The organism is Peribacillus sp. NPDC060253 (assembly GCF_042727425.1).
Lineage (GTDB): Bacteria > Bacillota > Bacilli > Bacillales > DSM-1321 > Peribacillus.
The window spans coordinates 1-13111 of record NZ_JBHXAS010000127.1 but is presented as its reverse complement, the minus strand read 5'-3'; the positions used below and the strand labels follow the sequence as shown (position 1 = coordinate 13111).

16 protein-coding genes are annotated in these 13111 nt (G+C 41.1%); 9 read left to right on the top strand and 7 right to left on the bottom strand.

What is annotated here, in order from left to right:
• Nucleotides 1-93 precede the first annotated feature (93 nt).
• From cccA to ACFWE9_RS22580, 3 genes are all read left to right on the top strand, one after another.
• On the top strand, nt 94-462 hold the full coding sequence (gene cccA, locus ACFWE9_RS22590) for a cytochrome c550 (protein ID WP_230155304.1): 369 nt from the start codon (nt 94-96) through the stop codon (nt 460-462).
• Between the two features lie 216 nt (nt 463-678).
• Entirely contained in the window at nt 679-1386 is a 708-nt protein-coding gene (locus tag ACFWE9_RS22585) for a tRNA (adenine(22)-N(1))-methyltransferase (protein WP_230155306.1), read from the top strand.
• Entirely contained in the window at nt 1383-2501 is a 1119-nt protein-coding gene (locus tag ACFWE9_RS22580) for a Nif3-like dinuclear metal center hexameric protein (protein WP_290370509.1), read from the top strand. The genes ACFWE9_RS22585 and ACFWE9_RS22580 overlap by 4 nt, the downstream gene beginning before the upstream one ends.
• 48 nt (nt 2502-2549) lie before the next feature.
• Here ACFWE9_RS22580 and ACFWE9_RS22575 read toward each other — a convergent pair whose 3' ends face one another.
• Together ACFWE9_RS22575 and ACFWE9_RS22570 are read right to left on the bottom strand one after the other, a co-directional pair.
• Nucleotides 2550-3494, bottom strand: a complete 945-nt coding sequence (locus ACFWE9_RS22575; protein WP_230155308.1) for a 4-hydroxy-3-methylbut-2-enyl diphosphate reductase — start codon at nt 3492-3494, stop codon at nt 2550-2552.
• 128 nt (nt 3495-3622) lie between these two features.
• Nucleotides 3623-4309, bottom strand: coding sequence for a YqfQ family protein (locus tag ACFWE9_RS22570; RefSeq protein ID WP_230155310.1), 687 nt, complete (start codon nt 4307-4309; stop codon nt 3623-3625).
• A 438-nt stretch (nt 4310-4747) separates the two neighbouring features.
• On the opposite strand from ACFWE9_RS22570, the gene ACFWE9_RS22565 reads away from it, so the two are divergent.
• Complete coding sequence (locus tag ACFWE9_RS22565; protein ID WP_230155311.1) at nt 4748-6061, top strand: DEAD/DEAH box helicase; 1314 nt, start codon at nt 4748-4750, stop codon at nt 6059-6061.
• Nucleotides 6062-6073: 12 nt separating this feature from the next.
• A complete protein-coding gene (locus ACFWE9_RS22560) occupies nt 6074-6970 on the top strand; it encodes a deoxyribonuclease IV (protein WP_230155313.1) in 897 nt (298 codons plus the stop codon).
• A gap of 79 nt (nt 6971-7049) precedes the next feature.
• Here the strand turns inward: ACFWE9_RS22560 and ACFWE9_RS22555 are convergent, their stop codons facing one another.
• On the bottom strand, nt 7050-7310 hold the full coding sequence (locus ACFWE9_RS22555; RefSeq protein ID WP_230155315.1) for a DUF2624 family protein: 261 nt from the start codon (nt 7308-7310) through the stop codon (nt 7050-7052).
• A 214-nt stretch (nt 7311-7524) separates the two neighbouring features.
• Between ACFWE9_RS22555 and ACFWE9_RS22550 the strand changes: the two genes are divergently transcribed.
• From ACFWE9_RS22550 to ACFWE9_RS22540, 3 genes are read left to right on the top strand one after another with little or no spacing between them, the layout of a single operon-like run.
• Complete coding sequence (locus tag ACFWE9_RS22550; RefSeq protein ID WP_230155317.1) at nt 7525-8289, top strand: metal ABC transporter ATP-binding protein; 765 nt, start codon at nt 7525-7527, stop codon at nt 8287-8289.
• A 21-nt stretch (nt 8290-8310) separates the two neighbouring features.
• Nucleotides 8311-9144, top strand: a complete 834-nt coding sequence (locus ACFWE9_RS22545; protein WP_230155318.1) for a metal ABC transporter permease — start codon at nt 8311-8313, stop codon at nt 9142-9144.
• A 15-nt stretch (nt 9145-9159) separates the two neighbouring features.
• On the top strand, nt 9160-9585 hold the full coding sequence (locus ACFWE9_RS22540) for a Fur family transcriptional regulator (protein WP_230155319.1): 426 nt from the start codon (nt 9160-9162) through the stop codon (nt 9583-9585).
• Between the two features lie 36 nt (nt 9586-9621).
• On the opposite strand, the gene ACFWE9_RS22535 is transcribed toward ACFWE9_RS22540, so the two are convergent.
• Nucleotides 9622-10206: a 5' nucleotidase, NT5C type gene (locus ACFWE9_RS22535; RefSeq protein ID WP_230155320.1), complete on the bottom strand. Its 585-nt coding sequence runs from the start codon at nt 10204-10206 to the stop codon at nt 9622-9624.
• Nucleotides 10207-10375: 169 nt separating this feature from the next.
• On the opposite strand from ACFWE9_RS22535, the gene ACFWE9_RS22530 reads away from it, so the two are divergent.
• On the top strand, nt 10376-10843 hold the full coding sequence (locus tag ACFWE9_RS22530) for a DUF4190 domain-containing protein (RefSeq protein WP_377358904.1): 468 nt from the start codon (nt 10376-10378) through the stop codon (nt 10841-10843).
• A 106-nt stretch (nt 10844-10949) separates the two neighbouring features.
• On the opposite strand, the gene ispG is transcribed toward ACFWE9_RS22530, so the two are convergent.
• From ispG to ACFWE9_RS22515, 3 genes are all read right to left on the bottom strand, one after another.
• Nucleotides 10950-12062, bottom strand: coding sequence for a flavodoxin-dependent (E)-4-hydroxy-3-methylbut-2-enyl-diphosphate synthase (ispG, locus tag ACFWE9_RS22525; RefSeq protein WP_230155393.1), 1113 nt, complete (start codon nt 12060-12062; stop codon nt 10950-10952).
• A gap of 212 nt (nt 12063-12274) precedes the next feature.
• Complete coding sequence (locus ACFWE9_RS22520) at nt 12275-12607, bottom strand: LysM peptidoglycan-binding domain-containing protein (protein WP_230155322.1); 333 nt, start codon at nt 12605-12607, stop codon at nt 12275-12277.
• Between the two features lie 104 nt (nt 12608-12711).
• On the bottom strand, nt 12712-12855 hold the full coding sequence (locus ACFWE9_RS22515) for an anti-repressor SinI family protein (protein WP_377358902.1): 144 nt from the start codon (nt 12853-12855) through the stop codon (nt 12712-12714).
• Nucleotides 12856-13111 lie beyond the last annotated feature (256 nt).

Genomic DNA, 13111 nt, shown 5'->3' with positions numbered 1-13111 from the left:
ACTTGAAACTCTTTTCAAGTAAAATAATATATAGCTGTTTGTATATAATATTAAATATGGTAAGTTTAGGTTCTACATAGGGGAGGAAATTCTATGAATCGAAATCCAGTAATGCCTTTTATTATTATCATGGTTTTTGGTATTGGACTTATGTTTTTACTTTCGTTTAAAGGTTTGGGTGATGCCAAGGATCTTGCTAAGGAAAAAGAGGGTGGCGGAAAAACAGAGGAAACGGAAAGTGCCTCTGCTTCACCTGAGGACATCTATAAGCAAAACTGTATCTCCTGTCACGGTAACGCCTATCAAGGCGGTGTCGGACCAGCTCTGAAGGGAGTTGGCGATCGACTGTCGGTGGACGAGGTTAAAAACGTGATCACGAATGGACGAGGCGCCATGCCATCTGGCTTAGTCGAAGAACAAAACATTGACGCCATGGCAGAATATATTCATGGACTGAAATAATGATGAAAACTGACTCAAGTAATCGTTGGAAGGCGAGCTTTTGAGTCAGTTTTTCTTTTATTCGGAAAAGGAAAGGTTCCAGATGGAAGTTTCCTTTTGTATAGTGATAGGGAGAGCATATTTCTCCTTTCTGTAATTTTTCGATTGAACTTGTTATAATCGAATGGGAAACTAATTAAAAGGAAGACATTATTTGAAATAAGAGAGTTGATAAATATGAACCATGAAAAACTATCGAAGAGATTAGAACATGTTGCCATACATATACAAAAAGGAAGCATCCTTGCAGATATAGGTTCCGACCATGCTTACTTGCCATGCTATGCGGTGAATAATGGCCTGTGTGACCATGCCATAGCAGGCGAGGTTGTAGAAGGTCCTTATCAGTCAGCCCGCAGGCAAGTGGCGATAACGGGACTAGAGGGCAAGATAGAGGTCCGTAAAGGAGATGGACTTGAAGTATTGAATCCTGATGAAGCGACGTGCATTACGATTTGTGGCATGGGAGGGACTTTAATATCAAGTATCCTGGAAAGTGGAAAAGGAAAGCTCGGCAAGGCAGAAAGGCTAATCCTTCAGCCAAATGTTGGTGCAGCGAATGTTCGTAGTTGGTTAATCGATAACGGCTGGGAACTTTGTGGAGAAGAAGTTCTTGAGGAAGATGAGAAGATCTACGAAATCTTAATTGCTGAAAAAGGGGCTCCACTTCGCCCTTATCGTGCAAATATGCAAACTGGCCTTATGTTCGGTCCATATTTAATGGAGCAATTCAGTGACACTTTCATTAAAAAATGGCAGCTTGAGAAAAAACATTTGGAAAGAATCATCGAACAACTGGATGAAAGCGGACGAGGCGGGTTGGAAACAAAGCGCAATGAATTAAAATCCCAAATTTCAGTAATTGAGGAGGTGCTTAGAGGTTGAAAACACTAAATGGCCAGCAAATCATTGAAATGTTTGAACAATTCTCTCCTAAGCAATATGCAATGGAGGGAGACCCAATCGGGCTACATGTAGGACAACTGAATAAGCCAGTTACTAAAGTCTTGATTGCCCTTGATGTATTGGAAGAAGTTGTAGACGAAGCGATAGAACTTGGGGCGGAATTAATCATTGCCCATCATCCGCTTATTTATCGACCATTGAAAAGAATCGATACAATGGTTGCCGGAGGCCGTATCATCGAAAAGCTGATCAAACATGATATCGCTGTCTATGCTGCACATACCAATTTAGATGTCGCGAAGGGCGGAGTAAATGATCTACTTGCCGAAGCGCTTCAATTACAGGATACAGAAGTATTGATTCCAACTTACGAAGCAGCTCTAAAGAAATTGGTCGTATTTGTTCCAAAGGCCGATGAACAAAAAGTGAGGGAAGCCCTTGGTAGCGCAGGGGCAGGAGCAATCGGAAATTACAGCCATTGTTCGTTTTCGGGGGAAGGCACAGGACGCTTCTTGCCAGGCGAAGGCAGTGAACCGGTGATTGGCTCCAGAGGAAATCTTGAATCCGTTACTGAAATGCGGGTTGAAACGATATTCCCCGAAAATATTGAGAAGAAAGTCCTTTCTGCGATGATTAAAGCCCATCCGTATGAGGAAGTCGCTTATGATATATATAAACTGGAGAATAAAGGGGAGTCACTTGGATTAGGAAAGATTGGTGTGCTTGCTGAAGAAATGACCCTTGAACAATTTTGCGAACATGTGAAACAGACACTTGATGTTGAAAAGGTACGTGTCGTTGGTGATTTGCAAAGCCCGATAAAAAAAGTGGCTGTGCTGGGCGGAGATGGAAACAAATACTTCACGACTGCAAAATTCAAGGGCGCGGATGTATATGTTACTGGTGATATGTATTACCATACGGCCCATGACGCGATGATGATTGGTTTGAATATTGTGGATCCAGGGCACAATGTTGAAAAAGTGATGAAAAAAGGCGTGGCGCGAATCCTTGAAGAAAAGTGCCGCGATAAGAACTTCGATGTGGAATTCATCCCATCCCAGTTAAATACGGACCCTTTCCGATTTATTTGATAGCACAAAAAAGGGCAGCCAAAGCGGTTGCCCTTTTTGTATGTGCATTCATTTTTTCACTTTAATCTTAGGTAGAATTTTATTCAATGGCGTTTTCTTTTCGGTATTCCAGGTCAATTCAACATTTGGATCATACTGTTCTAGAAATGTGATAACTTCTTTTGTGATTGGTGTTGGTGTAGAAGCCCCGGACGTAACCGCAACCGTTTCTGCATCTTTTAGCCATTCAAGGTTAAGCTCGGAAATGTCAGCGATGCGATAAGCTTTCGTGCTCGCTATTTCTTCGGATACCTGTGCAAGGCGGTTTGAATTATTACTCTTTGGATCACCGACAACAATTAAAACATCAGCTTCGCCAGCTTGCTTGGCAACCGCTTCCTGACGTACCTGTGTCGCTAAACAAATTTCCTTATGGACTTCTGCATGTGGGAATTTTTCCTTGACCTTATCCATGATATCCAAAACATCCCATTGGCTCATCGTTGTTTGATTTGTGACGATGATCTTATCACTATTCAGGGTCAAAGCTTCAACATCTTCATCCTTTTGAACCAGGTGAACGACATCGGGAGCTACTCCGACTGCACCCTCTGGTTCCGGATGGCCTTTTTTACCAATATAAATGATTTGAAAGCCTTCCGCTTCTTTTTCCCGAATTAGGTCATGAGTTGCAGTAACATCGGGACACGTTGCATCGAGGGTGACTAGCCCTTTTTCTGCAGCGATCTTCCTAATCTCAGGAGAGACGCCATGAGCCGTAAAGATGACGGTTCCGCTGTCCACTTGTTCGATGATATCGTTGCGGTTGCTTCCGTCCAACGTGATGATGCCTTCATCTTCAAACGCATCGGTCACATGTTTGTTGTGCACAATCATCCCTAAAATGTAAATAGGGCGTGGCAAGGTTTTATCTAAAGCCGCATTTCGGGCGATGACCATGGCATCGACAACGCCATAACAATAGCCGCGCGGGGAAATTTTAATCACTTTCATCTATGTGTCCTCCTTCAAAGGCAAGAAACTCTCACTATTTATACCTTTCTATTATATAAGACCATAGATGATATTACAAAACATCCTATTTGCCTAAAATCATTAACTGGTAAAAATTTTTTTGATCTTTAAATATATAGTTTGGGACCGGATGACCTTTGCCTTTTCGTATTGGTACGAACTTGAGCTGTGGGGTTAGCTTTCATAGCTTTTTCTTGTTCATTCGACTCAGGCTTTACCTCATGATTGTTTTGTGCCTCTACATTAGGCTCGCTATCAACGGATGCTTCCGAATTTTCGCTAGCATCAGATGATGATATACTCTGGAAAACTTTCCACATCGACGGCAAATTTTTAATCACAGGTCCGTATTGTTCCACCATGGGAGTGAATTGTTCGGCTGCCTGCAACACTTTTTGCGTGTTGGTAAGCATATTGTTTAGAGAATCCGGATTTTTTAGTGTTTCTAAAATCCCCCCTCCGCTGCTTCTTGAAGAACTTTTGTTAGGGGAAGCGGCAGGTGCAAACAAGTTGCGAGAATCTGGATTTTGTTTCGACTTACCGAGTATCTTCGACAACAGCCCCTCTTTCTTTGCAGGTGGAAATTCCTGACGCTGCTGCTGGTTGAACGGGCCTCGGAAACCTTGAGGTCCCTGTGGTCCCGGGGGTCTACCTTGTGCCATCGGCCGCCTCATCTGCTGAAAAGAGTGGGGGTTTTGCTGCGGCTGCCTGAATGGAGCTTGCGGGTGCTGCATCCTTCGACCATTGGGTGGCTGAAAACCGGGTCCGGGTTGATGACTTCTATTTGGGAACATTGGTTTCACCTCCTCTGATTTTATATGCTGGTGTTATTCTTCTATATAAATTATGCAGCTCGACAAAAAAGGTTTGAGCAAAGAGTGACTGCGCTGTTGTGAAGTGACCGGAAAGAAGGTAAGATGGTTACGGTAAGTCTTTTAGCTCCATGTCTGCGGGGGATACGCTATGACCAGGACAGGGGCTTTTCGTTTGCAGAAGTCCATTTTAAGAGAACTAGCCTTAGCGCTTAAGCTCGCTGTGAAAAAGATGATGGACCACCTAAGGCAAAAAGCGCCTTAAGGGTCAATCCCTATTTTCTTCACGAGCTGACCAAGGTGCTTGCGCTTTTTGTATAATCCAGTTTCAGCACGACCAAGGTGCTTGCGCTTTTTGTATAAAATTTATTATAATAGTAGGACATGTCTAATGACTGACAAGGATAAAGGAGTTTTTTGATGAAACAAAACCAATTTGAACGATTTAATTTGAAAAGCTACATTCTAGATGCGGTTCGTACTTTAGGGTTCGATAAGCCGACGGAAATTCAAGAACGTGTGCTTCCGTCGCTTTTAAAGGGAAGTAGCTTAATTGGACAGTCGCAGACAGGTACAGGAAAGACACATTCCTATTTGCTGCCGATTATGAACAAGCTTGATGCTGGTAAAAATGAAGTTCAAGCGATTATTTCCGCACCAACCCGTGAGTTAGCGAACCAAATCTATAAAGAAGCTTTGAAAATTGCTGACCATTTTCCTGAAGATGAGCAGATTTCTGTCCGTTGTTATATCGGTGGTACGGATAAACAGCGTATGATCGATAAGTTGAAGACACAGCCACAACTGGTAATTGGAACGCCAGGCCGAATCAAGGATTTGGTTGAGGCTCAAGCGCTTCAGGTGTATACAGCAAAAATGCTTGTTGTCGATGAAGCGGACCTTATGCTAGACATGGGATTCCTTGAAGATGTCGATTTATTTGCATCACGTATGGCTGAAAAAATTCAAATGCTTGTCTTCTCGGCAACCATTCCGGAAAAATTAAAGCCGTTTTTGAATAAATATATGGAAAATCCGAAATATGTTCAAGTGAATCCCAAGCAGGCGACTGCCGCTAAAATTGAACATGTTTTGGTACCGCTTCGCCATCGGAACAAAGAGCAGTTACTTCATGATATCATCGTTCGTTATAATCCATATTTAGCGATTATTTTCACGAACACCAAAAAAATGGCGGATCATGTGGCTAATTCCTTGATTGAAAAAGGGTTGAATGTCGGTCGTATTCATGGGGATTTAACGCCTCGTGAACGTAAAAAAATGATGAAGCAAATCAATGATTTGGAGTATCAATTCATCGTAGCGACAGATTTGGCTTCCCGTGGAATCGATATTGAAGGCGTTAGTCATATCATTAACTATGAATTGCCTTCAGACCTTGATTTTTACATTCATAGGACGGGAAGAACGGCTCGTGCAGGATATTCAGGCATTGCCGCTACAATTTATAATACTTCCGATGAAGACTCTTTGAACCGCCTTGAAAAAATGGGCATCGAATTCCGTGATGCGGATATCCAAAACGGTGATTGGGTTGATATAGACGAACGTAATAAACGAAAAAACCGTAAAAAACAAAAATCTGATATTGATGTTAAAGCGACCAGGCATGTTAAGAAGCCAACTAAAGTCAAGCCAGGTTACAAGAAAAAAATCCAACGCGATGTGGAAAACTTTAAAAAACGCGAACGTCGTATACAGAGAAAGAAATAAGGGAGTAATCAGATGCTGAAGATTGGATCGCATGTTTCAATGAGCGGGAAAAATATGCTTCTTGCTGCGAGTCAAGAAGCGGTTTCATATGGCTCCAACACATTCATGATCTATACGGGAGCCCCACAAAATACAAGACGTAAAAAAATCGAAGATCTAAATATCGAAGCTGGATTATTGCATATGGAGGAAAATGGAATTAGTGATATCGTAGTCCATGCCCCGTATATCATCAACATAGCAAATACAACGAATCCAGCCACATACGAACTAGGAGTCAACTTCTTACGAAGCGAAATCGATCGGACAGAAGCGCTTGGTGCAAGGCAGATCGTACTTCATCCAGGTGCACATGTTGGTGCAGGCAGTGAACTGGGAATCAAGAGAATCATCGAAGGTTTGAATGAAGTGTTGACTGCTGACGATAAAGTCCAGATTGCCCTTGAAACGATGGCAGGTAAAGGTACCGAATGTGGCAGGTCTTTCGAGGAGTTGGCCATGATTATTGATGGTGTGACCCATAATGAAAAATTATCGGTATGCTTCGATACTTGCCATACTCACGATGCTGGTTATAATATCATCGAAGATTTTGATGGTGTTCTCAATGAATTTGATAAATTGATCGGTGTGGATCGCATCAAGGTCCTACATGTTAATGATAGCAAAAACGAACGCGGCATGCGTAAAGACCGCCATGAAAACATTGGATTTGGTCATATTGGTTTTAAAGCGTTGAATGATATTGTCCATCATCCACAGTTAAGCACTGTTTCAAAAATACTGGAAACACCTTATGTTGGGGAAGACAAGAAAGATAAAAAGGCACCTTATAAATTTGAAATTGATATGTTCAAGAACAATCAATTCGAAGAAGATGTACTGGAAAAGATCATGAACCAGCAATAATCATAGAAAGGGACGATTCATCGAGATAAGGATGAATCGTCCTTTCATTTTATGGTAAAAAGTATGTCTTTCAAATTCTTTAAAAATTGGATGTAAGGTTGTTAAAGAGTGTTTCTATTTCCCTGGCTGTACTTGCTCCAGCAACTTTTGTGATTTGACCTAGAACATTTTGTCTTTGACGTATATCAAAAATGTTAATATTTTTACCTGCTAGAAGGGCAGTAATATCCTGTGCTTGTTGTTGTGTGAGTGCAACTCCATGCTGCTTTGCAAGGGAAAGCAGCTCATCAGGGCGTATTTTGTTGATTTTATGATTGACCATCATTTCAAATAATTTCAAACGATCTCCTCCTTTTTTAAAACATATGAAGGAGGTCGACGTATGTGAACATTAACTTTGTTTTGAATTGCGCAAATTTGATTTTGCTGCCGATTTTAGCAGATCAATGCTTATGAGCACTTGTTTTTGAGGTCAGGATTCTTTACATCTGGTCTTGTTTGATTTATACTAACGAATGTTAATCGTAATGATTCTTAAAAAATAGGTGATCTCTTTGGATAATGCAGTAAACCCCATAGTTAAATTAGAAGATATATCTTACAAATATACAAAAGATCTAGTGCTGGAACATGTTTCGCTTGAAATCCCTAAAGGGGCATTCTTAGCTATCGTCGGGCCGAATGGATCCGGAAAGTCGACACTTTTGAAGTTGCTGCTTGGTCTGTTCAAGCTCCAAAAAGGAAAAATTGAGATTTTCGGGGAAGATATAAGGCGCTTTAAAGATTGGCAAAAGGTCGGATTCGTTTCCCAAAAGGCGAACTCCTTCAACTCAGGATTCCCTGCCACTGTATTTGAGGTGGTTCAAAGCGGTATGACCAAAAAAATTGGATTATTTAAGTTTGCAAGCAAAGAGGATAGGCAAAAGGTCATAAAGGCTTTGGAGTCCGTGGACATGCTTGAATATCAGAACCGAAATATTGGTGAATTGTCCGGAGGGCAGCAGCAGAGGGTATTCATTGCTCGTTCACTTGTCAGCGAGCCGGAATTGATGATCTTGGATGAGCCTACAGTCGGTGTTGATTCAAAGAACGTCCACCAATTTTATGAAATGCTTGAAATGTTGAATAAAAAATTAGGAATAACCCTGATTTTAGTTACCCATGATGTTGGTACTGTGACCGATAAAGTCACACATGTCGCTTGCTTAAATAAAAAGCTTCATTTTCACGGGGATGCCTGTGAATATAATGAATTGAATGAAGGCGAGCTCTCGTCCATATACGGACATGACGTCCAATTATTAAATCATGATCATTAAAATGTTTTGGAGGATAGCCCAATGATATCGGGGATATTGCAATTTGAATTTTTGCAGAACGCATTCTTGACCGGAATCATCATCGGAGCGATTGCGCCATTGGTGGGCGTTTTTGTCGTGGTAAGGCGGATGTCGATGATTTCCGATGCGCTTAGTCATGTAGCGCTTGCAGGTATAGCGTTTAGTTTATTGCTTCAGAAGAGCTTTCTTTCACTTGCTGGATTGAATCCGCTTTATATAGGGATGGCTTTTTCGGTAGGTGGGTCATTATTCATTGAAAAATTAAGAGGGGTGTACAAGCATTACCAAGAGCTTGCAATCCCGATTATAATGTCCGGCGGAATGGGTCTTAGTGTCATTTTCATTTCCATTGCAGATGGTTTCAATTCGGATTTATATAGTTATTTATTCGGAAGTGTCAGTGCAGTCAGCCGGGCGGACTTATATGTTATATTGGCAGTGGGGGTAGTCGTTGCCTTGACACTAACCCTATTGTATAAAGAATTATTTTTGTTATCATTTGATGAAGAGCATGCGAAAGCGTCCGGAATACCTTATAAAGCGATTCATTTTATTTTTATTGTCATGGTTGCATTGGTTATTGCGGCTTCAATGAAAATCATTGGAATATTACTGGTCTCTTCGCTCATGACGCTGCCGGTAGCAGCAAGCCTCCGCTTTGCGAAGGGCTTTAAGCAGATGATCGCTCTAGCGGTATTATTCGGCGAAGTGTCCGTCATAGGGGGATTATTTTTATCATACAACCTCGATCTCGCTCCAGGTGGGACCATTGTAATAATCGCTGTGCTAATTCTCATCTTGTCAATTTTGTTTGATAAGTGGAAAAATCGATAGATGGGGTGATGTTTTTTGAACGTAACTACTGCCATGCAATTACTAAAAGATAAAGGTTTTAAACATACAGGAAAGAGGGAGGAAATGCTTCAGCTTTTCTCTTCCAGCGATAAATATTTAACGGCAAAAGACGTATTGGAGAATATGAAACAGGACTATCCCGGATTGAGCTTCGATACGATTTACCGGAATCTTTCCTTGTTTGTAGAACTAGGGATTTTTGAAACGACCGAGTTGGAGGGGGAGAAGCATTTTCGTTTTACATGCGGCCATTCTTCCCACCATCACCACTTCATCTGTTTGAGTTGTGGAAAAACGAAAGAAATCGAATTGTGCCCGATGCAGGAGCTTCAGGAAAGTTTGAAGGACTACGATGTTTCAGGGCATAAATTCGAAATTTACGGACGCTGTCCCGCATGTAGCGTTTCTGTAGAAGTATAAAAACCATTGACCCTTTGTCAATGGTTTTTTCTTTTATCATTTTATAGGTACTGGTTTTCCGGACATCCAATTATTCACCCAAATAGATGCCTCTTGCCAATTGTTGACCCGGATAACCTTTTTGGGCACCGGATCTTGGTTATAAGGGGTATTAAATAAAATTACTGGTATATTACACTCTTCCGAAATGGCGACTGCATTATCATGCTTGTCCTCTAAAAAGAGATCGACAGCAAACTTCTTGGCTGCAGCCACTTTATCGTGTGAACCAACAAGCTCTATATGGTCATACAGGACCTGATTCGTCGCGAACCAATTTTTCGTTACATCTAATAAACGATTGCTTCTGGCACTGATGAAATAGAGGTCTGCTTGTTCTGTCCATTTTTCCAGTACAACTTTCGCTCCTTCAGCCATCAAAGATTCGGTATAAATGAGCGGCTCGGTCTCAATGAACCAGTTAGTGAAATCTTCCTTTGGAACATTCACGAATGGGAATAAGTCATACTCTGTAATATCTTCATAAGCTAAATTCAGCTGAAAAGCTTTATTTAAAAAAGGGACCATGGAATCCGGTCTTGTAACAGTCCCGTCAATATCAATGCCAAAACGTTTTTTCATGATGAATCTCTCCTCATTTTCAGGTACTTGTAATAGTGTAACATATACAATCATAGCTATGGTAAAAACACGTATTTATTTCCAAGATATGAAACCATTTTCACGGTGGATTCCCGCGGATTTACATACACTATAAATGCTCCTACAAACGAAAGTGAGGGATGCAAGAATGGAAAAAGATCAATACTCCAGTATTGACGATGAGATGCGATTGACTAAAGAGGGCAGTGACCCATCCATTGTGGATGATGAGCATCATGAGAGGTATTATAATGAAGGTACACCTGCTGATGATAGACGTTTCGATAATCGTGAAACGGTTACACAGATGGATAACCGGTATCATGAAGAAACGTCTGCTGAAATCTCGCCACCTCTGCAAAACAGGAGATATAAGGATGATGAGACAGTAGGGGCTGTTGATTCTGGGGATGTGGCATCAAGAGGTAGAGCCATTGGTGTCATAGCTTTGATCATCTCCATTGTATCGTTATTCATGATGCCCTTCATCTTAGGGATTGTTGGGATCATTGTAGGGATATTTGCACGAAGCCGAGGGTCGCACATGGGTACATGGGCCATCGTCATTGGTGCAGTCTCCATCATTGTTGGCATATTCATCCTGCCGTTCTTTTAAGCTTTATGAGGCCTTTTGATGTCATTCTCCCAAATGACATCAAAAGGTTTTTCTATGATGGAAAACAACAAAAAAATCCCGATAATGTTCTCGGGATTTTTTTGTTTTATTTATTTAGTAAAGCTGCAGCAGCAGCTTCCGTTCTTTGTTTTTCATAGTACTCTTCAGCAATCTTATCGATTTCCTTTTTCAGTTCCTCGACCATCGTCTCTTCAGGCACTTTACGTACAATTTGCCCTTTTCTAAACAATAACCCTTCGCCACGAGCTCCTGCTATGCCGATATCAGCCTCACGAGCTTCTCCAGGCCCATTTACCGCACAACCAAGCACAGAAACCTTGATTGGTGCTTTAATTGTCTGAATGTACTCTTCAACCTCATTTGCGATGGAGATTAAATCAATCTCGATTCGACCGCACGTTGGGCAGGAAATTAAAGTGGCCATGTTAGAAGCAAGTCCAAATACTTTTAGAAGCTCTCTTGCCACTTTCACCTCTTCGACAGGGTCAGCACTTAAGGAAACACGCATTGTACTTCCGATTCCTTGGCTTAGGATGGCACCAAGTCCGGCAGCACTTTTTACGGTGCCGGAGAACAGAGTACCTGATTCCGTAATCCCCAGATGTAAAGGATAATCGAATGCTTTTGAAGCTTTTTCATACGCTTCGATGGCTAAATTCACATCAGAAGCCTTCATGGAAACAATGATGTCATGAAAATCGTGATCTTCCAGGATCTTGATATGGTGTAAGGCACTTTCAACCATGCCATCGGCAGTTGGGTATCCGTATTTATCAAGGATCTTCTTCTCAAGAGAACCGGCATTGACCCCGATACGGATAGGGATTCCTTTTTCTTTCGCAGCTTTAACAACTGCTTCTACCTTTTCACGACGTCCAATATTACCAGGATTTATCCTGATTTTATCCGCTCCACCTTCAATTGCCTTTAGTGCCAGTTTATAATCGAAATGAATATCGACTACAAGAGGGATATTAATCCGTTTTTTTATTTCAGGGATTGCTTCAGCAGCTCTTTCATCCGGACATGCGACACGTACGATTTGACATCCCGCTTCTTCAAGACGAAGGATCTCTGCAACAGTTGCTTCAACATCATGTGTTTTGGTAGTTGTCATGCTTTGTACAATAACTTCATTATTGCCGCCAATCGTTAAGTTTCCGACTTTAATTGGCCGCGTCTTGGTGCGATGTATGATTTCACTCAAGTGGAATTCTCTCCTTTAGGAAAAAATCAGTTTTGATTTTTAATTTACTTCTCTGAAATATTGTATCAATGTACTTACCTCTTGACAAGGAAATAGGATGTTTTATCTTTTTTCAACAAGAATGATTCCCTATTCCTGGATATAATCGATGCTTAGAAACCTATCTTGATGATTCTTGGAAAAGCGCCCCTCCCATTTGGAAACTATTTATAAACAGGAATCTTATATGTTTTGCCAATCTGCATATTTTCTGGCTTTAAACCTTCATTCAAACTTTGAAAGTCAGATATAATTGTTTCAATTTCCTGATTTGATCCGCTTTTTTCCGTTTCAACGATGGAGAGTAAGGTATCCCCGGGTTTCATGACGATTTCTTTGTAATCAGCAGTTGGGGCGGATTGCGGCTTACTTGCCGGGACAGCCGTTTCACCTGAAGAGGCCGGTGGATGGGGAGTCGGCAGGGTACCCGTCGTCAGATCGAAATAAATGATAAATAAAGTGAAACAAAATGAGATAAAAAGCAGTAGCCGTTTCAATTTTCCATCCTCCCAAGCTTGTCTTTAACATATATATACTTGGAAGGGTCTAAAGTTATGCCTAAAAATGGGCGCTTTTTCAAATGGAAATGAAGTGTCATCATTCAATTTTGCTTTTTTAGTTGTATAAAATCCTTGTTATTTGAGTTGGAGTTAAGAAAGCATCTGATTTCCTTTGGAGTCAGACCTATCTCTTTTGCCTCCATTATAAGTAACAGCCACTGTACATCAAGATTACTCTTCTTCACGTCTATCACCTCTTAAATACTAATTCAACTATCAGTATAGGAATAACTTGGTGAGTATTTTGTCGAATTAAGGAGATGTAAAAAAATGATGACTACAGTCATATGCCAGGAAAAACATGGATTATCCCCGATAATTTTGAAAAACAAAAAGATCCGAACGAATTGAACTGCACCCCAATTGTTAGACAACATCTAACAATTGGAGGTGCAGTTTTTTTGACTAAATATACGATAGACGAAAAATTACATGCAGTTT